At 34.2% G+C, this 26,716-nt stretch carries 17 protein-coding genes and 1 pseudogene; 14 read left to right on the top strand and 4 right to left on the bottom strand.

Annotation, left to right across the window (positions count from 1 at the left end):
• Window positions 1-272: 272 nt before the first annotated feature.
• Entirely contained in the window at window positions 273-2,591 is a 2,319-nt protein-coding gene (locus ACP6PL_RS04765; RefSeq protein WP_426543086.1) for a monovalent cation:proton antiporter family protein, read from the bottom strand.
• Between the two features lie 328 nt (window positions 2,592-2,919).
• Here ACP6PL_RS04765 and ACP6PL_RS04760 point away from each other — a divergent pair, with 328 nt between their 5' ends.
• Together ACP6PL_RS04760 and ACP6PL_RS04755 are read left to right on the top strand one after the other, a co-directional pair.
• Window positions 2,920-3,798 (top strand): M23 family metallopeptidase, encoded by an 879-nt coding sequence (locus ACP6PL_RS04760; protein WP_426543084.1) that lies wholly within the window; start codon window positions 2,920-2,922, stop codon window positions 3,796-3,798.
• A 206-nt stretch (window positions 3,799-4,004) separates the two neighbouring features.
• Window positions 4,005-4,526 carry a late competence development ComFB family protein gene (locus ACP6PL_RS04755; protein WP_426543082.1) on the top strand — a complete coding sequence of 174 codons (522 nt, stop codon included), beginning with the start codon at window positions 4,005-4,007 and terminating at the stop codon, window positions 4,524-4,526.
• Window positions 4,527-4,882: 356 nt separating this feature from the next.
• Here ACP6PL_RS04755 and psb29 read toward each other — a convergent pair whose 3' ends face one another.
• From psb29 to hemF, 3 genes are all read right to left on the bottom strand, one after another.
• Entirely contained in the window at window positions 4,883-5,602 is a 720-nt protein-coding gene (psb29, locus tag ACP6PL_RS04750) for a photosystem II biogenesis protein Psp29 (RefSeq protein WP_426543080.1), read from the bottom strand.
• A gap of 703 nt (window positions 5,603-6,305) precedes the next feature.
• Window positions 6,306-6,680: an STAS domain-containing protein gene (locus ACP6PL_RS04745; protein ID WP_293110532.1), complete on the bottom strand. Its 375-nt coding sequence runs from the start codon at window positions 6,678-6,680 to the stop codon at window positions 6,306-6,308.
• A gap of 68 nt (window positions 6,681-6,748) precedes the next feature.
• Window positions 6,749-7,780 (bottom strand): oxygen-dependent coproporphyrinogen oxidase, encoded by a 1,032-nt coding sequence (gene hemF / locus ACP6PL_RS04740; RefSeq protein ID WP_426543075.1) that lies wholly within the window; start codon window positions 7,778-7,780, stop codon window positions 6,749-6,751.
• Window positions 7,781-9,703: 1,923 nt separating this feature from the next.
• Between hemF and ACP6PL_RS04735 the strand changes: the two genes are divergently transcribed.
• The 12 genes and pseudogenes from ACP6PL_RS04735 to recG all read left to right on the top strand — a co-directional run bounded on the left by ACP6PL_RS04735 (window position 9,704) and on the right by recG (window position 26,579).
• Window positions 9,704-10,774 carry an Mrp/NBP35 family ATP-binding protein gene (locus ACP6PL_RS04735; RefSeq protein WP_426543073.1) on the top strand — a complete coding sequence of 357 codons (1,071 nt, stop codon included), beginning with the start codon at window positions 9,704-9,706 and terminating at the stop codon, window positions 10,772-10,774.
• A gap of 92 nt (window positions 10,775-10,866) precedes the next feature.
• Window positions 10,867-11,061 carry an NAD(P)H dehydrogenase subunit NdhS gene (locus ACP6PL_RS04730; RefSeq protein WP_426543088.1) on the top strand — a complete coding sequence of 65 codons (195 nt, stop codon included), beginning with the start codon at window positions 10,867-10,869 and terminating at the stop codon, window positions 11,059-11,061.
• Between the two features lie 1,360 nt (window positions 11,062-12,421).
• Window positions 12,422-13,087 carry an HAS-barrel domain-containing protein gene (locus ACP6PL_RS04725; protein WP_426543071.1) on the top strand — a complete coding sequence of 222 codons (666 nt, stop codon included), beginning with the start codon at window positions 12,422-12,424 and terminating at the stop codon, window positions 13,085-13,087.
• 967 nt (window positions 13,088-14,054) lie between these two features.
• Window positions 14,055-14,873: a 30S ribosomal protein S2 gene (rpsB, locus tag ACP6PL_RS04720; RefSeq protein WP_426543069.1), complete on the top strand. Its 819-nt coding sequence runs from the start codon at window positions 14,055-14,057 to the stop codon at window positions 14,871-14,873.
• A 118-nt stretch (window positions 14,874-14,991) separates the two neighbouring features.
• Window positions 14,992-15,670, top strand: a pseudogene (gene tsf / locus ACP6PL_RS04715) (translation elongation factor Ts).
• 579 nt (window positions 15,671-16,249) lie between these two features.
• Window positions 16,250-16,909 carry a translation elongation factor Ts gene (tsf, locus tag ACP6PL_RS04710; protein WP_426543067.1) on the top strand — a complete coding sequence of 220 codons (660 nt, stop codon included), beginning with the start codon at window positions 16,250-16,252 and terminating at the stop codon, window positions 16,907-16,909.
• A gap of 165 nt (window positions 16,910-17,074) precedes the next feature.
• The gene (locus ACP6PL_RS04705) at window positions 17,075-18,076 is read left to right on the top strand and encodes a hypothetical protein (RefSeq protein ID WP_426543065.1); all 1,002 of its coding nucleotides are present in this window, start codon (window positions 17,075-17,077) and stop codon (window positions 18,074-18,076) included.
• Window positions 18,077-18,579: 503 nt separating this feature from the next.
• Window positions 18,580-21,201: a GAF domain-containing sensor histidine kinase gene (locus ACP6PL_RS04700; protein ID WP_426543063.1), complete on the top strand. Its 2,622-nt coding sequence runs from the start codon at window positions 18,580-18,582 to the stop codon at window positions 21,199-21,201.
• Window positions 21,202-21,344: 143 nt separating this feature from the next.
• A complete protein-coding gene (locus tag ACP6PL_RS04695) occupies window positions 21,345-21,764 on the top strand; it encodes a response regulator (protein ID WP_426543061.1) in 420 nt (139 codons plus the stop codon).
• Between the two features lie 377 nt (window positions 21,765-22,141).
• Window positions 22,142-22,342, top strand: coding sequence for a hypothetical protein (locus tag ACP6PL_RS04690; protein WP_426543059.1), 201 nt, complete (start codon window positions 22,142-22,144; stop codon window positions 22,340-22,342).
• A gap of 204 nt (window positions 22,343-22,546) precedes the next feature.
• Window positions 22,547-23,875, top strand: coding sequence for an adenylate/guanylate cyclase domain-containing protein (locus ACP6PL_RS04685; RefSeq protein ID WP_426543057.1), 1,329 nt, complete (start codon window positions 22,547-22,549; stop codon window positions 23,873-23,875).
• A 220-nt stretch (window positions 23,876-24,095) separates the two neighbouring features.
• The gene (gene recG, locus ACP6PL_RS04680; RefSeq protein ID WP_426543055.1) at window positions 24,096-26,579 is read left to right on the top strand and encodes an ATP-dependent DNA helicase RecG; all 2,484 of its coding nucleotides are present in this window, start codon (window positions 24,096-24,098) and stop codon (window positions 26,577-26,579) included.
• Window positions 26,580-26,716 lie beyond the last annotated feature (137 nt).

Here is a 26,716-nt window from a genome sequence, read left to right as displayed (position 1 = left end):
ACTCATTACTCCTACAACAGTTTTGTGGTCTACTCAACTGAAAAGCGCTGTAAGTCATTGTAGCTGTAAGGCGATGGGACAGGTTCATCTCATCAAATATTGAGCAAGATTAATGATAACTCTGAACCCGCCCCTACTAAATGTTGATATTATTAATTTGAAGAATAACTTACCCCTACTATTGCAAAATTTTAGATGTTTCACTCCACTAGACAAACTGATATAATTGCTAGGTTGAGTAAGGCATTAAAGTGTCTGTTACCTTTAAAACCCTATTTTGAAATTTCGGTATTTTCCCTCACTTTTGTACTTAACTTTTGTATTTGAGGATATATCTTAGATTGGGGAATAGTTAGTTGTCGTATTTGAGTAAGTTCATGGAAACCACCACAAAGAAGTAAGCGATCGCCAATATGTAACTGTGTATCTCCTTGAGGCCACCGAATAAATTTTCCTTCTCGTCGGATTGCTTGAATTTGTACTCCGTACTGACTATATAAATCTACCTCAGATAATTTTTGACCCACAAAAGAACTAGACTCACCTAACATCAACCATTGGCAGGATGTACTTTCCTTTGGTACAGCAATTTCTCCTCTTGCCAACTTATCGAAACTATCTAATTCTGAAGGTTCTCCAACTAACAAAAGCTTATCACCAATATCTAATATTGTATGGCCTTCTGGATAATCAATTTCTTCTCCTTCTTTCCTACGAATAGCCATTAAACTCACTCCTGTCAACCTTCTTAAGCTAGTTTCCTCTAAAGTCATACCAGTCAGAGGAGAATTTTCTGGTAAGTAATACCATTTGCTGTTCAAGTCTTTAATTGCTGCCTTTAACTCCCTAGATATTTCTGGATCTGGAATTGCAGATCGTAATGCTTGATAATGACTTTGACGAATTTCTTCTATTTCCTTTTGAATAACTTTTGCCGATATTCCCATACCAACTAATAAATGGTTAGAAAGTTCCAAACTAGCTTCAAAATTTGGTTCAACTACTTCCCTAGCTCCCAGTTGATATAGCAATTCAATATCTTTATATCGATTAGCTTTAACTACAATATCTAAATCTGGAGCAAATTCTAGAGACCTCTTCAGGCAAAGTCTTGTACTCATAGCATCTGGTATAGCGATCGCCATTGCTTGCGCCCTATCGACACCTGCTCTTTCCAAGACGTGCATGGAGCAAACATTACCATAAAGGTAAGGAATATCTTTTTCCCGCAACTTTTGAGCTATTCTTTCTGACTGGTCAATTACCAGATAGGAAATATCATGGTTTTCCAGTTGTTGTACTAGGTTACGTCCTACTTTTCCATAGCCGCATACTATAACATGATTTTGTAGAGGTAAATCTACTGATATAGCTGTAGCAGGTTGAGTTGTTTCATAGAGATATTTTTGTAACCAAGGAAAAGTCTCAGCCCAATTTAACAACTGGGGAGCAATTTTTAGGACAAAAGGTGTGATTACTAAAGTTACAGCAGTTGTACCCAATATTAATAAGTATACCCGACGAGAAACTAATCCTAATATTTGTCCCTTACTGGCAAGTACAAAAGAAAATTCTCCTATTTGAGCTAAACCTAAACCTGATAAAATTGCTGTTTTCAGAGGATAACCAAAAATTCTAACAATAGGAGTAACAATCAAAAATTTTCCTACTAGAACAAGAAACACTAAACTCAGGATTATTTCTAGATGACTCCACAGGAAAAATGGATCGATTAACATCCCAACCGCTACAAAGAAGAGAGCAGCAAATATATCTCGAATAGGTTCAACATAAGTTAGAGTTTGGTCAGCATATTCTACTTCAGATATCATTAAACCCGCTACGAAAGCTCCCATTTCAATAGAAAAACCTAAATATTCAGTCAGGAGAGCTATTCCTAAACACAAGGCCACAACTCCTAGTAAAAATAATTCCCGACTTTCAGTTTTTGCCAAAAATCTCAGTAAGGGCGGAATTACCCAAATTCCTGCTGCTATAGCGCCCAGGGCAAATAGACCTATTTCCAGAAGCGATCGCCCTACTGCAATACCAATAATTTCTGGTGGCTGGTTTAAAGCAGGTAAAACGGCTAACATTAATCCCAAGGCTAAATCTTGGACGACTAAAATTCCCAACATGACTTGGCCGTGAGAGGTAGACGTCTCATTCCTCTCCATTAAGCATTTGAGTACTACTGCTGTTGAGGATAGAGATAGTATTGCCCCTAAAAATACTCCTTGGACTGGATAGGATACCCACCCTACACCTACAGAGACTAATGTTGTGACTAAAATGGTAAAAATAATTTGTAGTCCACCACCACCAAGGCTAATTGCTTGGACTTTTTTCAATTCTGCTAGGGAAAATTCTACTCCTAGAGCAAATAGTAAAAAAGCTACTCCTAATTGAGCTAAAGTTTCTACTTGAATTAGTTCTTTAATTAAACCAAATCCTGCTGGTCCAACAATAATCCCACCTAGCAGATAACCTAATAAAGCTGGCTGTCGCAGGAGTGATGCGAATAGTCCTCCTGCTGCTGCTGCTGTTAAAACTAATACTAAGTCTATAATTAACCTGAAGTCTTCTTGCACGGATTTTTATAAAAATGACAATATTGTAAAGATATATTAACTCCAAGATAAGAATTCAGCTATTAGCGTCCTGGTCATTTCAGTTATCAGTTATCAGCATTAAACTTTCTTAATTGACTAGGGAGCGATTTTTATTAAATCTATTTGATGCAGGGATTTGAGTAATCTCAGCTATTGAGCAAGTAAATATGTGAAATAATTTCCTGAAATTACTGTAGTGTCAAAATTTCAGGCCGATAAAATCTGACTGCGGACAGATCTAAGTGCATGGATAAAAAAATTCAATTTTTATTTAATTGATCTGAAGAATCTCAAATATAAATAATTAATGTTTTTATCAGTTAAAGTTAAGCAGTTTGTCCATAGTTTTATCTTGGCTACTGTTACAGCAATTTTCGTAGTGGTAATACCTGGTTTGACTCAAACTGTACAGGTAACTCCCACTAACCCACAAATTGGAGATACCCTATCTGTTGTAATTCAGCAACCAGACAGAAAGCTCTCTACTCCGACTGTTAATATGGATGGAAAAACTTACCCTTCATTTTCTATTGGGCAAAACAGATTCCGGGTATTGTTGCCCACAACTCCTCTAGATAAATCTGGTCTCCGACAACTTCAAGTGACTACTAACGCAGGTATACAAAACCTAACTGTAAACTTGCAAAATAGATCTTTTCCCACTCAATCTATTTGGTTGCCTCCTGACAAAGAATCTCTTAAAGGAACAGACTTAGAATTTGATAGAGTAGCAGAATTTAAAAAACTTGTCACTCCAGAAAAATTTTGGAATGGTCCGTTTATCCGTCCAAACAATGGTCCAGTTAGTACTGTATACGGAGTCCGAAGGTACTATAATGGTAAGTTTGCTGAGAACTATTATCATCGTGGAGTGGATTATGCAGATTACAATGGTTCTCCTGTAGTAGCTCCTGCTGCTGGTCGTATTTCTCTAGTGGGATTAGAATCTCAAGGTTTTGAAATTCATGGTAATACCGTGGGTATTGATCATGGTCAAGGAGTAACCAGTATTTTTATCCATTTGAGTAGTATTAATGTCAGAGAGGGTGATATGGTGAAACCTGGCCAGCAAATTGGTGGTGTAGGATCTACAGGAGCATCTACAGGTCCTCATCTTCACTGGGGATTATATGTACATGGCCAAGCTGTAGATCCTGTTCCTTGGCGATACAATGGTATTGAATAGATTTGCTTTAGTAACTAGATCCAAACTATAGGAAAAATTTTTGACACAGAATTTTTTTTATAAAAAAAATTCTGTAATATGTTTAATTATTCTTGGAATAATCAAGTGCTTATTTGTATTGACTTTGATGAACTTATCATCTTATTCTAATTATTAAGCTAGAGATTTTATTGGAAAATTATTATCAATAAATTTACACAAAACTTATGAGTATAGAAAGAATTGTTGAACAAGCTTTACAAGATGGTTATTTAACACCTTCTATGGAAGCAGAGGTAGGACGAATCTGTAATACAGCTTCTGAATTATCGATTGAGGAGTATATGGCCCTTGATCGTTTGATGGGAGCTTTATTAACAGGAGAAGTAGTTGTTTTACCTCGGAAACAATTTATTAATGTGATGGAGGAGTTAGTATTATCTGAGGCCATTGCAAGGGTGGCAGAGATAGAGGCGACGAGCGATCAAACTCTTGATGTGGGAGATATTGCAGCTTATGCTCTGAATAGACTTCCTCCTTTATATGCTACTACTGAGGAGGGTGCTCAGTTTCAAAGGTCTAAAGCTAAGGAAGAGCTTCAAGATTTGATTTCTCAACAGGTAAATGAAGCTATTGAGCAAAATATTAATCGACAACCAATTAACCCTACAGCTTTTGGCAGCTCACCGGATGTTAGCACACAACTTAGCAATTTGCTCAAATCCATAGCTACGGACTATGAACAATAAGATAATTTATTTCCAATTAACTGATATTTCCCGATCTATGATGGTGAAATCAAGTTAGCTCTTAGAAGTCAAAGATTGATAATTTTCAACAAAAACATAGGAGCAGAGATGTTTAATTAACTTTCTCTACTCCTATAGCTTTAGTTACTTTTTATATCTATAAAATCAGTCTTTAGGATATAAAAAATTTTCACAATTATATACTCATCAAAGTTTGTTATTCTATACTATCATTTTCTCATTTTTTCCTCTATCTGTGCCTGAGGGAAAAATTGTCTCAACTAATAATTAAAAATCTAATGTTTGATGATAATAGAAAATTAAATTATTCAGCTTTAGTAACTCAATAACTTTCTTTATTCACTATCTTCTGAAGTATTGTTAGTAGTAGAAATCTTGTCTTTTTCTAAGCTACGTTGTTCTCGTTTTTTCTTTGATGCTGCAAGGGTATCTTCCATAGCGCTACGAGCTTGAACCATTCTTTCCAAGTTACTAAGGTACAAATCTATATCTTTTAATAACTTTTCTTCTAGTAAGTTTAAAGCTTGGCAAACTTTCTTCAATGCTTCTGTGCGCTTCTCTTGTTCCTTAATTAATTCCGTATCTACTATTTCTAGTAAAGTAAATAAACCTATACCAAATAAGCGACTATACCTAAATTTTGAATCCTCAGAAATACCTCTTAAACAATCTTGCAAATGTTGAGTATTATCTATATTATTATTTGACAAACAAATCCACGAAAGCATATCCGATGCTGACATTTGCAGAGCTACATCTTCTAATCCTTTAGCATCAGTACGGTATTTGTTGGGATCTTCCTCTTGTGCTTGAATTAAAGCATTAAAAATTGAAATTTTGTCTTGCTCTGGAGAATATCCCTGCATAAAACGGTCAAAAGCTGTAACTACACCCAAAGCATAAAATGGGTTATAGCTATAATTAGTATTAACGGAAATCAGGTGCATTTCCACTAGTAACTCTTCAACTACCCGATTATATATTGAATTAATAGGACGGGTGTGAAAGTTATAAAAGGCTTTTTTAGTATCTGAAACAGTACGAATATTATTCACCTGGTGTTCTAGTTCTATAATCCCATCTCTGGCTCTTAATTTGTTATCTACTGTACAAGTTTTTAAATATATAGTAGTTACGAGAAAAGCAGAGTGGGTTTTGCGATGTGAAGTACCTACCCCAACGCTGTATTTATGGGTATTTCCTTGCTCCTAGCACAAGATAATGTGGCACTATAGTTTGGTTTTTACTTTCTCAAATCAATTATACTGGTTTATTAATTTGGAAATGATGGATAGATTTTTGTAACTTGGATTTTAGGGTAATGGTTTTTGGGATTGCCTACCCCTAAAAATTCTATTGATAGAAGAATAGTGTGTTAGTGTAAGTCCTAAATAGGATTGAGCCACAAACACACCAAATAACTTGAAGAAGTTATTTGGGCAATAAAAATTAATCAAAACTTATAGCTTTAGTTTGAGCAGAATTTTTTTCTACTCTAATTTGCTGCTCAAAAAAGCGATCAGTGGCTTATAGTTTGTAGTTATTCAAATCAAAACTTTAAATTTTGAGTTTAAAGCTTAGTCCAACTAAATGAATATTTCACTAAAGTACAAGTCTATGCTATTGGAGCTAAATTAATTTCCCAAAAATATACTATGGGTAAACCAAAGGTAGAAATAATAGTCATTTATAAAGTATTACTTTAACTATTAAGGTATTATTTCTACCATCAAATTGACTCGTTCTGCCTCAGAATTTTCAAGCTCTATTTCCTTCACGGACATCATCATAATTAAGAGCTTCTTCTTCTGTTTCAAAGATCTCAAACACAGAATCCATCATGGTTACCTCAAATACTAGTTTAGCTTCTGGATGAACGCTACAAATACGGAAGCTACCCTTAACTTTGTCAGCATCTCGCATCCCTGCTACCAGGGATGTCAGTCCAGAACTATCAATAAAGTTAACCTGGCCTAAATTGACCACTACATGACGACTTAGTTTGGAGATACATTCTTGCAACTTGAGGCGAAACTGCCAAGCTGTTGTGATATCCAAGCGTCCAGTTGGTGCTAGGACGATTACTGTTGTGCCGTCCTGAGTTGTGTGGGTTTTTTGCTCAATCTGAATCACTGACCCTTCCCTCGGGATGATATTACTTGCGGTGGTTGCCCATCTAACTGTAGTTTAACTCAGAGTAATTAATGATTTGGTTTCCAGTTAGCCCAATCATGAGGTTTTAAGAACACTTCATATAGTTCAGCTTCTGGTGTATTGGGTTCTGGGTTATATCCATATTCCCAACGAACTAAAGGTGGTAAAGACATCAAGATTGACTCTGTACGACCATTGGTTTGCAAACCAAAAATTGTACCTCTGTCATACACTAAATTAAATTCAACATAACGGCCACGTCGGTATAGCTGAAAGTTGCGTTCCCGATCGCCATATTCCATGGGTTGCCGTCTTTCTACTATTGTTTTATATGCTGGTAAGAATGATTTACCACAATTTTGTATAAATGTAAATAAAGATTCCCAATTACGGGATTCAGGAACTCCTAACTCCTGACTATAGATTGCTGCTGGTCCTTGATCATCTGGTCCTTTGTATAATTCTCCTTGACCATCTTGATAATCAAAGAATATACCTCCTACACCACGCATTTCTTGACGATGCTTCAAGTAAAAATACTCATCACACCATCTTTTAAATACAGGATAATACTCTTTATGGCTTTTGTCACAGGCTGCCTTAATAGTTTGATGAAAGTGAGATGCGTCTTCGGCATAGGGATAGTAAGGTGTTAAATCTATACCCCCACCAAACCACCATACAGGTCCAGCTTCAAAATAGCGATAATTAAGATGCACTGTTGGTACATAAGGATTTCTAGGGTGTAGTACCATGGAAGTTCCTGTTGCATAAAAACCATGACCTGCCGCTTCTGGTCTTTGGGTTAGTATGCTTGGAGGTAATCGATCTCCCCATACTTGTGAAAAATTCACTCCTCCTTGTTCAAAAACTCCACCATCTCTAATTACGCGAGAACGACCTCCGCCACCACCTGGACGTTCCCAACTGTCTTCTTTAAATTTCTGAGCTCCGTCTAATTCCTCTAGTCCTTGACAAATTTCATCTTGTAGAGTCTGCATAAATTCACTGACTCGTTCTTGTGTACTACTTACTGGTACAGACGAAGATGTTTTTTGCGGTTCAGTAGAAACTACCATAACTATAATCTATGTTTGAAGTTGGCTAAAAATTAAATCTTTTCCAGACTTTTTATCCTATCATGCTCTCGATCATCTACTTACAATTTTCTGACTATCTAACCTTTTCTTGAGTACATTTACTTATAGATTATAGATAGAGAAAACAATAAGGATATGTTTATTATAACTATATCATCTATAGTAATCCTCATCTTAGTTACAGGTCATTTTAGTTAGCCTCCTGGAGTCGGTACTGCATTAACAGTAACGACCGCTGAAACCAGAGGCTTAAAATCCCAAATTTCCTTTTTTATCCCCTTTATAGAGGAACAGCTCGCGACATAGCTAAGGGGAGGGTTGATACCTTATACCATTTCTCAAAAACTTTTCTACATTTTATTTAGTAGGGAAGTAGGGGAGAAGTAAACATAAGAATAATTAACATTAACCCTACTTGTAATTATCAAAAAAGTTAAAAATTCGCTGTTAATTACTGAATAATTGAAATATTAGCCAACTATAGCGTTAATGAATGGTAATTGGTATTATTTATTGTTCAAAATCTCTTGAAATTATTTAACAGAGAACATAGATAATAATTTGATGCTTTTGATCTAAGATACTGTTTGTAAAAGGAATATTAAATCCAGGTTTGGGGTGGGTTAGGCGGCAATACTTATGAATCGCAAACCAAAATCTTAACTGTTCGCGGTAACCCACCGAAGATACCGAAAATTAACCACTCTAGCTATCTTAATATTTGCTTGTGCATTCACCCTCTAATTCATGGATTTTTGACAAATTTTTGCTAATTGCTATACATTATAAGACTGTTTTTAGTCAAAAATGAAACAGTCTCACTCTCAAAAAAATAAATATTATAAATTATTACCGAAATATTGTGGCTTAAAGCCTCTCCTTTTAAGGAGATAATAAATAAAAATTTTCCTGTTCGTCAATCCTCTCATTGAAAATAAGAGGTAATTCTAAATTCTTAATTCTAAATTCTTAATTCTTGGACTCCTGGCTGCTAACTCCTAAGAAAAAAGCCACTGTAGCAATATTTTATGAAATTGGTATAAAAGAAAATACCTAGATTAGAACAGCTAAAGCAGGAAGCTAAAACAGGAGAGATAGACTTAAGATATTTAGATGAAAGTGAATTTTCGATTCGTAGCCAAAGATTCCTTACTGATGACAAGAAAAATCAGAAATGATAACTTTCAATAGTTGCCAAAGTAAAAGAATGAATGTTCTGGCATTAATGGGATGTAAAAACGAATTAAATTATGCAATACATTAGGGAAGAATTGATAGTCAAATTGTGCTTAATTTTTTAGATAAATAATAATGAACATTTAACTAAACTTACTATAGTAGTGATGGACTAATCACCAATCCAGACGAGGGATAAAATGATCGAAAAATTAGAAGAGTGGAAGGGGAAAAATTTAAAGATATTTTAGCTACAAAGTTACTCACCTAAGCATAAACTCATTGAAATTATAGTCGTTTAACTTTAGGTCGTTTAACTTTAGATTGAGACAAGTATTTCTTGCTATGAAATGATTTTAACCTCAAAAGTGTTTCATTCTTAAATTAAATGACTATATCTAAAAATTTATTAATATGAATGAATGGATTGAAATTGATGCTTAAGAAAGCTGCAAAAGCTTCCTCTACTATCTCAAAAAACTGCCTGATAATTTTGGTCAAGAATATGTAATTAATTTTGTGTAGGTGCTTAAATGTTTCTATCATTTGACAAGTGGCTAGTATAGCACTGCAAAAAAGTGTTACGAAATTAATAGAATTCAAATCCTTTACCTAAAAAGATTTTACTTGTAACGCAGTTCCTAATTAGGAAGTTAGCTAAATGCTGAGTCCTTAAAGCTATATAATCTTAAGAGAAACTTAAGAGAAATTTTAGAGGAAAATCAAATGTCCAGTATGCCTGATACTAAATCAATTTTAGATGTATTGCGACCAGTAGAAGACCCTGAACTGCGTAAGAGTTTGGTAGAACTAAACATGATTCGTAATATTAACGTTGTAGATGGGCAAGTCAAGTTTACTTTGGTTTTGACAACCCCAGCTTGTCCATTACGGGAGTTCATCGTAGAAGACTGTCAAAAAGCTGTCAAGCAATTACCTGGAGTTGAGGAGGTTATAGTAGATGTTACGGCAGAGACTCCTCAACAGAAAGCTATACCAGATCGCCAAGGTATTGGTGGAGTGAAAAATATTATTGCTATTTCTAGTGGCAAAGGTGGGGTGGGTAAAAGCACAGTAGCAGTAAATGTAGCTGTGGCTTTGGCTCAAATGGGTGCTAAGGTAGGCTTGATTGATGCTGATATTTATGGCCCTAACGATCCGACTATGTTGGGTCTAGCAGATGCTCAAGTTATGGTACAACAAGGAGAATCTGGAGAAGTATTGGAACCTGCTTTTAATCATGGGGTAAAGTTGGTTTCTATGGCTTTCCTAATTGACAAGGATCAACCAGTGATTTGGCGTGGTCCTATGTTGAATGGAATTATCCGACAATTTTTGTACCAAGTCCAATGGGGTGAATTGGATTATTTATTGGTAGATTTGCCTCCTGGTACTGGTGATGCTCAATTAACATTAGCTCAAGCTGTTCCTATGTCTGGAGTAGTAATTGTGACGACTCCTCAGACTGTAGCATTACTTGACTCTCGCAAGGGTTTAAAAATGTTCCAGCAGTTGGGAGTTTCTGTTTTGGGGATAGTGGAAAATATGAGTTATTTTGTACCTCCAGATATGCCAGAGAAAAAGTATGATATTTTTGGCTCTGGTGGTGGTGAAAGAACAGCACAAGAATTGGGAGTGCCTCTACTTGGAGGGGTTCCTTTGGAAATGCCTGTCAGAGAGGGCGGAGATTCTGGAATACCTATTGTAGTAGGCGATCCGGGTTCTGTATCTGCTCAAGAGTTACTGGCGATCGCTCAAAAAATTGCTGCTAGAGTTTCTGTTGCTGCCTTGACATGAGAAAAAGTCATAAATGCCAAAATAATTACAATTAAAAAACTTTCAATTTTGTAAAGTACAATTTAGCAAATATTTTGATGGGAGTATCAATAATGATTTTACCTGGTGTAGCAGTTAGAGTTAAAAATCTTGGTGACACTTACTATGGCTTTCAAGGACAAGTTCAACGAGTAAGTGATGGTAAAGCTGCTGTATTATTTGAAGGAGGAAATTGGGATAAATTAGTAACATTTAGATTATCAGAATTAGAGTTAGTAGATGCAACAGCAGGTCGCAAGAAAAAATAAGGGCATTTAAAAGTTATGATATATAAAACCCATTTGGGATCTATTTAAAAATAGATGATGCAAGGGGATGATAAGGAGATGCGGTGATGTGGCGTATTGGAATATTTTTCCATCTTTTTGATGTATCTCCTATCTCCAAAGATAACTCCGTGCCTCAAAAATTTAGTTCCAGGTAAGGATACCAAATGGCTTCTATAAAGGAGTTTTTTTACTGAAACAAGGGTAGATATTTAGATACTGTTGTCAAATAAGTATTAAGATACTTAATTGATTGAGCAAATCAATCTTTTAGCAGAAATAAGGCCAGATATGGAAATCAGTCTGTAGTGAAGGAGTATTGGTATTCATACTTCTAACATTATGGTGAAAAATAAGTAACAAATAACTGTATCTTCGCTTATTTACTATCTTCTTTTTTATATTTCCTGATACATTCAATCTCTTAGATATGATTTGGACTTAATCAATGACTTTTACTAATAGGAGTCAGGAGTTTAATACCTAAAATTAGTAATGCTAAAGTTAACTTATGAGGTAAAAAAAAATATTAGTATTTTTGACTCCTGCATTTCTTTCCTCTAATAAAAAATAGGGAAAAAGTTTGCTAAAAAATTATATAAGTCAGGAGTGAAGAGTTACAATCAGCAAAGGTAAGGCTTCTAGGTATCTATATTATCTTAGAAATTCCTAATATATCTATTGTCTATTAGTACAAATTCTAAATTAATGTAGTATAAATGAGGCGGTAAATATTTTTTTCTTGTCCTCTATCAAACTTCCCATCTTCCGTACTCCCTACTCCCTACAAAGATCGATATATGTACCTAATAACTCCGGAAAATGAGACTTGATTTAGGCAGAGGTATCTTGCTTCTAAGTTTGATAAAAATTAACAAAAAACCTATATTTGTAAAATTGTTTTACCTTACTTGGTAGATATTATCCTACAAGTTTACTATAGTAATGCAGGCATAATTCATAACAATTGCAATCTTCTCTCTTCCTTGTTTCCTCAAAATATAAAGTATCTAATAACTAAAATAATATTGCTCTTTTTACTCGTTATACTATTAATTAGGTAAAGTATTTTTTCCTATTCCCTACTTCAGCTTCTTTGTTACCTATTAGGTAAAATATCAAACTTGTTTATCTAATAAATTTGATCGACTCTAATAATAGCAATTAGAAGTTATTTGTTAAAGAAAATTAACCCTGTAAAAACTAATCCAGCTTTCGAGCATAGTTAATATTAAAGTGCTATAGCAATAATTAGGATAGTGGGAAAAAATCCTCAAATTATTTCGCTTAATCTAATTGAGAGCAATCATTTAACTTTTAAATTTTAAATTTAACGATAGTTATGCGTCTTCCTTTACCGCAGTTTGCTAATACAAATCGCCAGAATAATTACATAGCTGAAGTTATAGAAACAGCAACTACAGAATTTTTAGCTCAATGTTTAGAACCAGAAGAATTAGATTTTCCTGTGATGCCTGCTTTTGGTACTTGGGTAAAGTCGAAAGATGAACAATCAGGAAATATTATTTATGGAGTGGTTTATTATGCTACTACTTTACCTATTGATTCTGTACATAGAGCTAGAGCTTTGGGAATGTCTATACCTGAATTACGGGAGCAACAACCGCAAATTTTTGCTATGTTGAAGACAGAGTTTCGAGCAGCGATAGTGGGTTTTTCATCTCCAGAAAATTTGAATGGTTCTAAAGGAGAAAATGGCATAATTTATCAATATATTCCACCTCGTCCGCCTCAAATTCATCAGGCAGTTTATTTATGTGAACCAGAAGAAATAATTAGGTTTAGTGAAAAGTTAGATTTCTTGCGGACATTATTACAGTTAGTTAATGCTCCTGTTGATGCTTTAGTTGCAGCTACTATTCGAGAAATTTATCAACTAAGAAAAGCGGATCGTAATTGGTTAGTTCAAGCAGGTAGAAATATGAGTGTTTTGTTGAGAGATGATTATGACCGCTTAAAAATAATATTAGGGCAAATACATCCTTAATTAATAATGGATAATGGATAATGGATAATTGATAATTGATAATTGATAATTGATAATTAATAATGAAAACTTAAGGTTGCTATATCTCTAATTCGGGTTTGCGTATGGAAAGTCTTTTTGATAGGGTAGGGAGTAGGGAATAGGGAGTAGGGAGTAGTTAAGAGTTAGGGTTTACGGGAGTTGTAGAAGAGTTGGTCATTCATAATTGCTCCTTAGTTTTTCTGTCATAATTACCCCGTTTAAACTCACTTTTTCCTCTCCATCAAACGAAAATCTGGTACTTTTTCAGTACCTAAAATTCTCCAAACCTTACCTTGATTGAATGAATAGTGCTTTGATATTTGATCAGCCAGCCTTAATTATCCATTCTTAAATAGAATGTAATATTTTACAATAGGGTATTTTGTATCCAAATCATATTTTTTACTTGGTTTTGAAACTAAACTCCTACAGTTTTATTTGACAAATAATTGAGGATTTATACAGAACCTATCTAGTACACTTGCCTTGATTAAATTTTTGAGTTAAAAGTTATTCTTGGGAATAAATAATAAAGGAAAAAGATTGAAAAATCTTCCCAATATTCCTAATTTTCTCAATATTCCTAATCTTCTCAATCTCCCCATTATCACTCTTATTTTTAAATAGCTACTAAATATGGCTTGCTGATTAAATCTCAAAGTATTTACAGATCAAGGTGAGTGCCTTTTTACCTACCTAAAAAGTACCAGGTTTTCAGCTCTTTATACTCATGAATGTTAGTATTTTCGGCGCATAGTTGGGCAAAAAAATTACTCCCCAACTCCTTAAAAAAGACTTTTGAGTGCAAACCCTAAATGGTTTCTATAATATGTTAAGCTAGAAAAGTTGTCTAAAATCGCACATCTGGGTAATCGGGTGTTCTATAGATTTTTAATCTGTGGGAATACACCTGGATGGAGGATTAACCCGAATAGGAGATAAAATCATGCCAGTTGTTAGTTTGGCTCAATTGTTAGAGTCAGGAGTCCACTTTGGGCATCAGACCCGTCGCTGGAACCCAAGAATGTCCCAGTATATTTTTACTGAGCGTAATGGTGTTCATATAATTGACCTGGTTCAAACAGCTCAATTGATGGATGAAGCTTACAATTATATTAGAACGGCCTCAGAACAAGGGAAAAAATTTTTATTTGTTGGTACCAAGCGTCAAGCCGCTGGTATTATCGCTCAAGAAGCTACTAGATGCGGAGGTTATTATATTAACCAACGCTGGTTAGGTGGAATGCTAACCAACTGGACTACTATTAAGACTCGTGTAGAACGACTCAAAGATCTGGAGCGTCGTGAACAAAGTGGCGCACTAGATTTATTGCCGAAAAAAGAAGCTTCAGTGCTTCGTCGTGAAATGGCTAAACTACAAAAATATCTGGGTGGGATTAAAAATATGCGTCGCCTCCCGGATGGGGTAATTATGGTAGATCAGCGACGAGAGTATAATGCTGTTCAAGAATGTCAAAAGTTGGATATTCCTATTGTATCTTTGTTAGATACAAATTGTGACCCTACTCAAGTAGATATTCCAATTCCGGCAAATGATGATGCTATTCGGTCAATTAAACTTATATTAGGTAAATTGGCTGATGCTATTTATGAAGGTCGTCATGGTCAACTAGAAACAGAATACGAAGAAGACTATGAAGATTACGAAGATTATGAAGATGATTATGATGGAGCTGAAGGAGATTTTGATGTAGATGATACTAATCAAGAGGAATCATCAGAGGAAAATCAGGAAGAAGAATAATAAACTCCGGCAATATTTTTGAGTAGCATAGGTGGGATTTTTAGGGATAAAATACAGCGTAAATTATTTCTAAAAATCCTACCTGGAGTCAGGAAACTAAAATAGGGCAGGAAAAGAGATGGTGGCAATATCTGCAAAGTTAGTTAAATATTTGCGTGAACAAACAGGTGCAGGTATGATGGATTGCAAAAAAGCCCTGAAAGAAACTAATGGAGATATTCATAAAGCTACAGAATGGCTTGGAAAGAAAGGTATTGGTAGTCCAAGACCAGATAAAGATAAAGTCCCAGCGGAAGGATTAGTTGAGAGTTATATTCATACAGGTGGCAGAATTGGTGTTTTAGTAGAAGTAAACTGTGAAACAGATTTTGTAGCCTGGAATGAGATATTCAAAGAATTAGTCAAAAATGTTGCTATTCAAATAGCAGCTTGTCTAAAAGTAGAATATGTGTTAGTTGATAATATTCCTACTGAATTTGTAGAAAGTGAAAAATCTATAGAAATGGGTAGAGAAGACCTGAGTAATAAACCAGAAAATATTAGGGAAAAAATAGTTCAAGGTCGAATATAAAAGCGGTTAAAAGAATTAACTTTGATAGATCAACCATTTATTCGCGACCAAAATAAGACAGTAGAAGAGTTGATTAAAGAAAGAAACTAGTGCTCAGTTAGGTGAAAAAGTACAAGTACGTCATTTTATTAGGTTTGTTTTAGGAGAATGTATTGAGAAACAAGAAAGTAATTTTGCTGAAGAAGTAGCAGCACAAATTGGAAAAAATATAGTGGAAAATCTGTAAAGTTAATTAAATAATTGTGGTAAAAGACAAGGTAAGGTATTATGTTATGTACTGTAAAAAACCCCTGCTTAATGGTGGTATGAATAAGGGTATAGAATAGCTAAAACAAAAGAGGCAAAGTAGAGTGGTTTGGTAAATAGTATATGGTATATGGGGATGAGCAATTATTAGGAAGGGAGCAAGATACTCTTACTATGTTGTCTTATAACCAAAATAATTATAATGCACCATAATCAGTAGTATCATATTGGTGCATATTTATGGTATAAATTGTAGGCTATAGAGAAAGAGAAAATATAGAAAGAAACTATAAAGATAGCATTTATCTGTTCCCCATAAATTTATCTCTTGATTCACCAATGGCAATCTCATCAGTAAATTAAAGGATGAAACAGACGACTCCTCCTATAGAAAAATTAACTACTCAATTACCAAGACCAAGAAACAAGCTCTTTTACCTATTTGGTACTTCACTAATTTCTCTGTCTAGTATATGGATATATGGAAGATTTTTTCAAAATCTTTAGCGACAACTCTATAATAATTAAATTGTACTGCAAGTAAAGGAAATAATGAAAGATGCCGGAAATATCTGCAAAGGTAGTTAAAGAGTTGCGCGATAAAACAGGCGCAGGTATGATGGACTGCAAAAAAGCCCTGAAAGAAAATAATGGCGATGTTACTAAAGCTGTAGAATGGCTACGACAAAAAGGTATTGCTTCTGCTGGAAAACTTGAGGGTAAAGTAGCAGCAGAGGGATTGGTTGAGAGTTATATTCATACAGGCAGCAGAATTGGTGTTTTGGTAGAAGTAAACTGTCAGACAGATTTTGTTGCCCGGAATGAGGCATTTAAAGAATTAGCCAAGAATGTGGCGATGCAAATAGCAGCTTGTCCACAGGTAGAATATGTGTCAGTTGATGATATTCCTACTGAATTTGTAGAAAGTGAAAAATCTATAGAAATGGGTAGGGAAGACTTGAGCAATAAGCCTGAAAATATTAGGGAAAAAATAGTTCAAGGTCGGATAGAAAAGCGGTTAAAAGAATTAACTTTGATGGATCAACCTTTTATTCGCGACCAAAATAAGACAGTACAAGAGTTGATTAAAGAAACTAGCGCTCAGTTAGGTGAAAAAGTAAAAGTACGTCGTTTTATTAGGTTTGTTTTGGGAGAAGGTATTGAGAAACAAGAAAGTAATTTTGCTGAAGAAGTAGCAGCACAAACTGGAAAGAAATAAGTAAGAATTCAGTGATCAGCTATTAGCTATCACCATAGAATTCTGAATTCTGAATTGGTAAATTTACCTTTAATTCTAAATTTAATTCTGAATTGGTAAATTTACCTTTAATTCTAAATTTAAAATGTAGAATTTAAAATCCTAGTATAAATATAATTGGGTGTAGTGGGAGAAATTAGAAAAATAGGACAAGATTTACAAAGAATTGAAGAGGCGATCGCTGATATTGCCAAGGAATTTTATAGTACATATCAGGGTTATTTAAAAGCTTTGGGGCAAGGAATGCGCCAACAATTAATTTTTGCTAGTTATCATATATGTACTCAGGCATACTCAGAAACATTTCTCAAGTTATCATTTTCTCAGCGACAAAAAATGCAGGAAGAGTTGCGAGAAATAGTAAAAATAGGAGTTCAAGAATTACAAGAATTATTGGAACAAAATCCAGAATCTTGCCAAAAGTCAGATCAAACTTCAGCATCAGAATTAATTATGACTCTTCTGAGTGAAGAAGAGGAGGGAGAACAAGAAGCAGTCACCCAACTAAAAGACAAAAAAAAAGACATAGAATTTGATTCTTCTGTATTATTTTCTACTCAAACATCATCACAAACCACTGATGATGGGCAGCAAGAAGTCATAGATAAAACAGAAGATACCCGAGATAAAACTGAAGCAGAAAAAGTCCTAAATTCTCCCGAAAACATTATTGATAAATTGGATAATATAGATATATTAATACCTTGGCAAGAAAATATAGAAAAGCAAATACCTGAAATTCTCAAAAAACTTTCTCATCAGACAAATTGTATACTTCAGAAAGCAGAAATACTACCGAAAAAAATACCACAAAAAGTTTTAGAAGCTGCCACAAAAATGGAATCAGGTGATACTTCTGTAGGTGGGCGGCCTAATTTATTGAATTTGTTGATTGAAGCAGAAGATTTAGATGATGATGATGATGCTAAAGTTACTCGAATCACAGCAATAAATCTGCGGTTATCTGAAATAGAATTTACTGATATTAATACCATGAGTTGGCGCAATAAAATTCGTAATCTTTTAGGAAAGCTTAGTCAACTCCAACGGGAATATGGTAAAAAGAAACGGGAAAAATCTATAATAGAAGCTGAGTTAGCATGGCGGTCTAGTTGGTATGAAGATTGAAGTAGTAAGTTAGAATTCGAGAGTCCACAGTCGGTAGTCGCGAGTTGAAAAAAAATTATTTGGACTGTTAATTAAAGGAATTATTTTTCCTTGAATAAAAGTTTTTTTCTTCTGTTTATATTTACGATTATTTATTTTACAGAATTATTATATTTATTGAAGATTTTAAGATAGCTTTTTTAGGCATTTAACATTTTAATTTTATATTTAGGTCATTATAACGAGATTTGGTATTAAACACATCACATCTTAAACAAAGATAATACCATTTCTCAACAACTTCTCTATATCTTAATTGAGTAGGGGATTGGGAGAGTAATAAATATATTATCAAAAGGTACTTTTTTTATCGTCTCTAACTGTCTCCTCGTATTCCCTATACCCCGTCTGCTTATCTGCATCAGACCATACTCTATACACTTGATTTCCTCAGTAATACCAGCCTACAATTTTACTAAACCAAACAGATTGTTAATAGGTTAATTGGAATTAAGAGAAAAAAAATGTGGGAAGTATTAAAATCTATATTTTCACCGAGTCAATATATGCCTCATGGTAATTGTTACCTATGGCAAACTTCATTAGTATGGCTCCACCTTTTGAGTGATTTACTAATTGCCCTTGCTTATTTTTCCATACCGACAATGTTGCTGTATTTTCTCTGCAAACGTAAAAAAGAAGTTCCATTTTTAGGAGTATTTGCTTTATTTGGGGCATTTATTATTTTGTGTGGAGTAGGTCACTTATTAGAGATTTGGACATTGTGGTATCCTGCTTATTGGCTTTCTGGTATTGAACAAGCAATGACTGCTTTAGTTTCTTGTTATACAGCTTTGCAAATGGCTACTCTTTTACCTCAGTTTCTAGCTCTAAAAACACCGGAACAATTAGAAGTAGTTAATCAACAATTACAATATCAAATATTAGAACGTCAACAGGCGGAAAAGATATTACAAAATATTGTGATGGCAACTTCTTCTGTGACAGGAGAAGCATTTTTTCCGGCTTTAGTAGAGAATTTAGCGAAAGCTTTGAATGTTAATTATGTATTTGTCAGTGAAATAGTTGAAGGCTCTTTCCATTTAAAAACTTTAGCTATTTGGGGAGAAGGAAAAATTAGAGATAATATTGAATTTAATTTCTTAAATACACCTTGTCAAACTGTTATTAACACCAGAGAATTATCGTATTACCCAGACAAGTTAGGGAAAATTTTTCCCAAGTCTAGTTTTATCGGTAATACTAAAGCTGAATGTTATTTAGGAGTGCCATTATTAGATGTATATCGGCAGGCGATAGGGGTATTGTGTGTGATTAATAATCAACCTTTAGTTAATGAAGAAAATGCTATGGCAATGGTGCAAGTTTTTGCTGCGAGAGCTACTTCAGAACTACTACGCCAAAAAGCAGAAATAGCTCGCAGTCGTGCTTATGATGATTTAGAAAATCGCGTTCAGGAAGCTACTGAAGGATTACGTTTACGCACTGCTGAGTTAGTAGAAACAAATGCTTCTTTAAAAACACAAATTCAAGAAAGAATTGCAGCCGAATCAAAAATGAAAGCTCGGGGAAATCGTCTGAAAAAACAACAGACCGGATTGTTAAAACTGACTAAGAATAAAAATTTATATGAAGGAAATTTTCAGGTTGCTTTACAAGAAATAACTGAATTAGGTAGTCATATTCTGGATGTGGAAAAAACGAGTGTGTGGTTTTATAGTGACGATAAGTCTGAGCTGAAATGTGCAGATTCATATCAATTATCTGTCGCACAACATAGTCAGGAAAAGAAATTTTTTACTGGTGGTTTTCCTCTGTTATTTCAAGATGTTAATTATCAAGATAAAAATCATACTCAGAATGTTGATATTCACTCCGATACTCCAGGAGCAAATGTAGATTATTTTGCTCCTATATCGGTTAGTGCTACCTTAAATATTCCCATTAATTTTAAGGGAAAAATAATTGGCATGATTTGTCTGGAACACAAAGGGACAAATAGAAATTGGGAAGTTGAAGAACAGAATTTTGGTAGTTATTTAGCATATATGACTTCCCTAGCTATGGAATCTCGCGATCGCCTTCAAGCAGAATTAAGTTTACGTCAAAAAAATCTGGAGTTGGCTACTACTCTTCAACAACTACAAACGGCTCAACAAGAGTTAATTCAATCAGAAAAAATGGTAGCTCTCGGACAATTAATAGCAGGTATAGCTCACGAGATAAATACCCCTTTAGGTGCGATTAATTCTTCAATTAATAGTATTACTAATTTTTGGGAAACTTATTTAGAAAAACTGCCTATTTTTTTCAAAGAGCTTTCTCCAGAGCGACAGGAAAAATTTTTTACTCTCCTGAAAAAATCAAACGGTGAAGGTCTTTCTTTATCTACTAGAGAACAACGTCAAATCAAAAGAAATTTAGTTAGTCAACTTCAGGCAAATTCAATTGATAAAGCTACTATTATGGCTAACTATTTGGCAGGGATAGGAGTCTATGATAATTTAGCAGAATTTTTACCTTTGTTAAAGGATAAAAACAGTGAAGAAATTTTAAAAATTGCTTATCAATTCGCCAATGTTCAAACCAGTAGCAAAACTATTCGTACTGCTGCAGAAAGGGCAGCAAAAGTAGTATTTGCACTGAAAACTTATGCTCGCTATGACTCTAGTGGTCAAAAAGTAAAAGCTAATATTTTGGAAGGAATTGAAACAGTTTTAACTTTGTACAATAACAAGATTAAGCATGGTGTAGAAGTTATTAGGAAATTTGATAATTCTTTGCCTTTTATTCAATGTTATCCCGACGAGTTAAATCAAGTTTGGACAAATTTAATTCACAACGCTTTACAAGCAATGGAATATGATGGGAATTTAACTATTCAAGCAACTCAGTTAGATAGTTATATCAGAGTCAGCATTACTGATAGTGGTAAGGGAATACCTCCTGAAATTATGTCAAAAATATTTCAACCATTCTTTACAACAAAACCACCAGGAGAAGGCAGCGGTTTAGGTTTGGATATTGTCAGAAAAATTATTGAAAAACATGATGGTAGAATAGAAGTAAATTCTGTGCCTGGCGAAACTACTTTTACAGTATATTTACTGATGGATAATGAATAATTAGAGAGAGTTTTTATTATTGATTATCCATTAATTAAAAAAGTGCTTAGTAGTTAGGAAGATTATTTTTTTAGAGTTTAGAAGGAGATTTTAATCCAGAATTGCTAAAAGCTGATAGCTACTTAAAATGGAGAAAAATTAAAATGAGTGAAATGGCAATTGTTTGTGTAGATGATGAGTTATCAATTTTAAAAAGTTTAGAAACAGAACTTTTAGGAGCTTTTGAGGATAAATATATTTATGAATTTGCAGAAAGAGCAGATGAAGCTCTCGAAATTATTGACGAATTAGAAGGAGAAGGAACTAAAATTTTTATCGTAGTTTCGGATTGGTTAATGCCCGGAATTAAGGGAGATGAATTTTTGATTCGAGTTCATAGTAAATATCCTCGAATTATTAAAATTATGTTGACAGGACAAGCAGATCGAGTATCTGTTGAACGAGTAAAAAAAGAAGCAAATTTATATCATTACTTAACTAAACCCTGGAATCATCAAGAATTAGTATCAACTATTGAAAATGCCAAAATTCATACTAACTATATTTCAAAGTCTTTTTGCTGAGGTGGTTAGTAGTTGGCAATAACAGACAATAGTAAAGGAGGTACAAGTAATAATTTTCCTTGATTTTTCTGCAATTATTCTTCTTAAGATGCTAACTTTTTCAGCTTACTTCCACCGAAAAGCTGGCAATTTTTTTATTCTAAAAATCCAGATGTTTTTATATGTCTTAGCTTTGAGAATTAATCAGCAAGCCTTAATTAAAACTGACCTATAAGGAAAACGATTTTAATCAATTAATCTATTTTTATTAACTGCTTTAGGAAGTAGGGGAGATGGAGAATAGTCAGAATTTACCAAAAAATAAAAGTATAAAGTCTCTTCTTTTAACTGGAGTTTAGACTAATTACAGCTAGCCCGAAGCTTACCAACGGAGAATAATGACATTGGATAAATTCACTGAAACTCTTTCATCATTAGGATTGCAACGACTTTTCAGTCAATTGTCCAGAGCCTGTGGTTCGGTTAATTGGGCGATCGCGATTTTTCGGCCAGACTTTTGTCAGAGTTTGAATAATGCAGCCCTAAGCGAAACTCCCCAAAAAAGACCAATAATCAACACCACTTATTACATCCCTTAGGGTTATATTACCCTTGGGTTCTGAGTTTCAAGTTTTCCTTTCTTCTGACTAGATTATTTGAAGACTCCAAAATTTAGTCTAAACTCCAGTTTTAAGGAGAAAAAAGAAATATTTCCTTATATTCAATTCCCTTACGGTTTTAACCAGAGGTAATTATCCATTATCCATGATTTTCCCCTACTACCTCCTCCCTATTTTAGGAATATGAATCAAATTGCTATTATTTGTGTCGATGATGAACCGATGATTCTAGATAGTCTTCGTATAGAATTAGAAGATAATTTAGGAGATAATTTTTTAATTGAATTTGCTCAAAGTGGTGAAGAAGCTCTAGAAGTATTTATGGAGTTAAAAGAAGATAATTATGAAATCCCAATAGTTATTGCTGACTATATTATGCCAGAAATGAAGGGAGATGAACTACTACAAGAGATTCATTCTCTATATCCTGAGACTTTAAAAATAATGCTGACTGGACAAGCAGATGTGACAGGAGTAGGAAATGCGATTAACTATGCAAATTTATATCGTTATATTCCTAAACCTTGGGAATCACATGACTTAAAATTGACAGTTAAAGAAGCTTTAAATAGTTATTTTAGGAAGCAGGAGATAGCAAAAAAAAATGCTGAACTTGAGCAAATAAATATGGAACTAATTAAAGCTAATATTGACTTACAAGAATCTCTACATAATGAATTACAATTAACTACTGCTACTACTAAATTTGTACCAGAGCAATTTCTCTCATTGATGGGATATAAAAATATTACAGATGTTAATTTAGGAGATAGCACACAACTTAAAATGTCAGTTTTATTTGCTGATATTCGTAATTTTACTACTCTTATCGAAGCGATGAATTCAGAAGATAGTATTAGATTTATTAATGCCTATCTTTCCCGAATGGAACCAGCAATAGTTGAAAATAATGGTTTTATTGATAAATATATTGGTGATGCTATAATGGCGCTATTTCCAGGTAAAGCTGATGATGCTGTTGAGGCAGGTATTTCCATGTTAAAGCTACTAACTGAATATAATAAAACTAGGCAAAGACCAGACAGACAGGCATTACAAATTGGCATTGGTATTAACACAGGAAATGTAGTTTTAGGTACGGTAGGAGGTACTCAAAGAATTGATGGTACAGTAGTTGGTGATACGGTAAATTTAGCATCCCGTTTAGAACAATTAACTAAAGTCTATAATGTATCTTTATTAGTTAGTAACTCCACTATTCAGTTATTAGAAAATCCTCTAAAATATTCCCTACGTTTAATTGATAGAGCACAGGTAAAAGGAAAGGCAGAAATGGTGACATTTTTTGAAGTGTTTGATGCCGACCCACCTGAAATTTTAGAATGTAAAAAAATCACAAAACATCAATTTGAAAAAGCAATGGTATCTTATCATCAAGGAGAATTTAATCAAGCTGCTCAACTATTTCAAGATTGTCTGAGTAAAAATCCTGACGATCCAGTAGCAAAAATTTATCTAGAACGTTGTTTTCAATTAATGAATAATTATTAATTAGGGTTTGCTGAAAAAGTATTTTTGCTAGGGTAGAGAGTAAAATAATTAATAATTAATAATCAAGAATTAACAATTACAGTTTATTGTGTCTAGGGTTTGGAGACCCAACCCCTACGATAAATTTTGAAATCTATTTAGTAATAGTATTTCATCAAGCAGAAAACTGATGTAAATTTTATATAAGGTATTATATAAATAATCTATCAAATAAAATGGCATGAATAATGAAAAAGAAACCATAGACTGGGAAAGACTAAAAAAAGCTTTATTGGTAGAAGCAGAACGTGGATTTCAAAATATCCAAGGCAAACAATATATATTTAATGACTTTTTGAGTATTAGTTTAAGTAAACAACCAATAACATTAAAAGCTTATCAAAATCAATTTGAGGAGTTGTCTAAAAAATTTGCCTGTTATCCAGGAATGACTAGAGAAGAACGGCAATTTTTAATAGAAAAAACTCAGCATTTTTTAAATAAAATGGAGTCTTTATATGCTAGAGAAAAAGAGCAAAATATACGAGAAGTACATCCAGTCGAAGTAACTACCAAAGTACATAAAAATACTGCTAACTTTGCCAAAAAATATACCAATAACTTAGAACTACAACAGCCACTTAAAGATATAAAAGGTATCGGAATTAAAAACAGCGATCGCCTAGCAACATTAGGATTATATACAGTTAGAGAATTACTTTATTATTATCCAAGAGACCATATAGATTATGCTCGTCAAGTAAATATTCGTGACTTAGAACCTGGAGAAACTGTTACTATCATTGGCAAAGTTAAACGATTCAACTGTTTTTCTAGCCCCAAAAATAAGAAATTAACTATTCTTGAACTTACTCTTACAGATGCCACAGGTCAAATTAAAATTAGTCGCTTTTTTGCCGGACCTAGATTCAGTAATAAAGGCTGGCAAATGCTGCAAAAAAAAATCTATCCAGTCGGTGCAACAGTAGCTGCTTCAGGTCTTGTTAAAGAAAACAAATATGGCAAAAATTTAGATAACCCAGAAATAGAAGTTCTTGATAGCAAGGGTGCTCAAATTGAATCTATGAAAATTGGTCGTTTAGTACCAGTTTATCCTTTGACAGATGGAGTAGGAGCAGATGTTGTGAGACGAGCAATATTTACAGTTTTACCAACAGCAGAAAAATTCTCAGATACATTACCAGAAAATTTTCTGAACCAATATCAATTAATAGATTTAAAAAATGCTATTAAAAATATTCATTTTCCTATAGATAGAGATTGTTTAGCTGCTGCCCGTCGTCGCTTAGTTTTTGATGAATTTTTCTACCTACAATTAGGATTATTAAAACGTCGGCAACTGCAAAAAAAAGTAGAAACAGGAATAGCTTTACCTGTCACAGGAAAACTCATTGATAAATTCTACGAACTACTGCCATTTCAATTAACCAATGCTCAAAAAAGAGTAGTCAATGAAATTCTTAGCGACTTACAAAAACCTGAACCAATGAAAAGATTAGTACAAGGAGATGTGGGAGCTGGAAAAACAGTAGTAGCGGTAGTTGCCATGTTAGCGGCAATTCAAGTTGGTTATCAAGCTGCTTTAATGGCACCAACAGAAGTATTGGCAGAACAACATTATCGCAAATTAGTTAGTTGGTTTAATCTCTTACATTTGCCAGTTGAATTATTAACAGGTTCGACAAAAGTAGCAAAACGTCGAGAAATTCACTCTCAACTTGAGACTGGAGAATTACCAGTATTAGTCGGTACTCATGCTCTAATTCAAGATACAGTCAACTTTCATAAATTAGGTTTAGTAGTAATAGATGAACAACATAGATTTGGGGTTCAACAAAGAGCAAAATTACAACAAAAAGGTGAATCTCCCCACTTTTTAGCAATGACAGCTACTCCTATTCCCCGAACTTTAGCTTTAACATTACATGGAGATTTAGATGTTAGTCAAATAGATGAGTTGCCACCAGGAAGACAACCGATTCAAACTACAACTTTAACTGGGAGACAACGTAAAAAAGCTTACGATTTAATCCGCCGAGAAATTGTTCAAGGTAGACAAGTTTATGTGGTTTTACCTTTAGTTGAAGAGTCAGAAAAATTGGATGTAAAATCTGCAGTGGAAGAACATCAAAAGTTAGCTGAAAAAGTTTTCCCAGAATTTCAGATAGGTTTGCTGCATGGCAAAATGAGCAGTGCAGAAAAAGACCAAGCTATTAGTATATTTAGGGATAATAAAACTCAGATTTTAGTATCTACTACTGTCGTGGAAGTGGGGGTAGATGTACCAAATGCCACAGTAATGCTAATTGAAAATGCAGAAAGGTTTGGTTTATCTCAGTTACATCAGTTACGGGGACGGGTGGGGCGTGGTGTTCATCGCTCCTATTGTTTGTTGATGAGAGGCGCTGGTTCGACAGATGCGACGGAGCGCTTGAAAGTGTTGGAGCAGTCTCAAGATGGGTTTTTTATTGCGGAGATGGATATGCGTCTGCGAGGTCCAGGTCAGGTTTTGGGAACTAAGCAGTCGGGGTTGCCGGATTTTGCTTTGGCGAGTTTGGTTGAAGATCAGGAGGTTTTGGAGTTGGCGCGGGGTGCTGCTTTTCGGGTCATGGAGAAGGATGAAAGTTTGAATAGTTGGCCTCTTTTGAGGAAGGAGTTGGAATGGCGGTATCAGAAAATGATGGGGGGGTCGATTTTGAATTAGACAGATGGGGAGCGGAGAACTGGGGGAGATGAGTCGTCAAAATTTCTGACTATTGTTTATAGAGCAATGATTAATTCATTTGCTGAAGCACCCAGCAAGAAGAGATGAGTCGTCAAAATTTCTGACTATTGCGTATA

The organism is Dapis purpurea BLCC-M126 (assembly GCF_050015975.1).
GTDB lineage: Bacteria > Cyanobacteriota > Cyanobacteriia > Cyanobacteriales > Microcoleaceae > Trichodesmium.
The sequence above is the reverse complement of the archived record's forward strand: the minus strand, read 5'-3'. Positions and strand labels throughout refer to the sequence as shown.

Coding starts and splice junctions, on each gene's coding strand:
- ACP6PL_RS04735 (WP_426543073.1), top strand. CDS start 9,704: ATGTCCAGTATGCCTGATACTAAATCAATTTTAGATGTATTGCGACCA.
- recG (WP_426543055.1), top strand. CDS start 24,096: ATGAATAATGAAAAAGAAACCATAGACTGGGAAAGACTAAAAAAAGCT.
- ACP6PL_RS04700 (WP_426543063.1), top strand. CDS start 18,580: ATGTGGGAAGTATTAAAATCTATATTTTCACCGAGTCAATATATGCCT.
- ACP6PL_RS04760 (WP_426543084.1), top strand. CDS start 2,920: ATGTTTTTATCAGTTAAAGTTAAGCAGTTTGTCCATAGTTTTATCTTG.
- tsf (WP_426543067.1), top strand. CDS start 16,250: ATGCCGGAAATATCTGCAAAGGTAGTTAAAGAGTTGCGCGATAAAACA.
- rpsB (WP_426543069.1), top strand. CDS start 14,055: ATGCCAGTTGTTAGTTTGGCTCAATTGTTAGAGTCAGGAGTCCACTTT.
- ACP6PL_RS04730 (WP_426543088.1), top strand. CDS start 10,867: ATGATTTTACCTGGTGTAGCAGTTAGAGTTAAAAATCTTGGTGACACT.
- ACP6PL_RS04695 (WP_426543061.1), top strand. CDS start 21,345: ATGAGTGAAATGGCAATTGTTTGTGTAGATGATGAGTTATCAATTTTA.
- ACP6PL_RS04690 (WP_426543059.1), top strand. CDS start 22,142: ATGACATTGGATAAATTCACTGAAACTCTTTCATCATTAGGATTGCAA.
- ACP6PL_RS04755 (WP_426543082.1), top strand. CDS start 4,005: ATGAGTATAGAAAGAATTGTTGAACAAGCTTTACAAGATGGTTATTTA.
- ACP6PL_RS04685 (WP_426543057.1), top strand. CDS start 22,547: ATGAATCAAATTGCTATTATTTGTGTCGATGATGAACCGATGATTCTA.
- ACP6PL_RS04725 (WP_426543071.1), top strand. CDS start 12,422: ATGCGTCTTCCTTTACCGCAGTTTGCTAATACAAATCGCCAGAATAAT.
- hemF (WP_426543075.1), bottom strand. CDS start 7,780: ATGGTAGTTTCTACTGAACCGCAAAAAACATCTTCGTCTGTACCAGTA.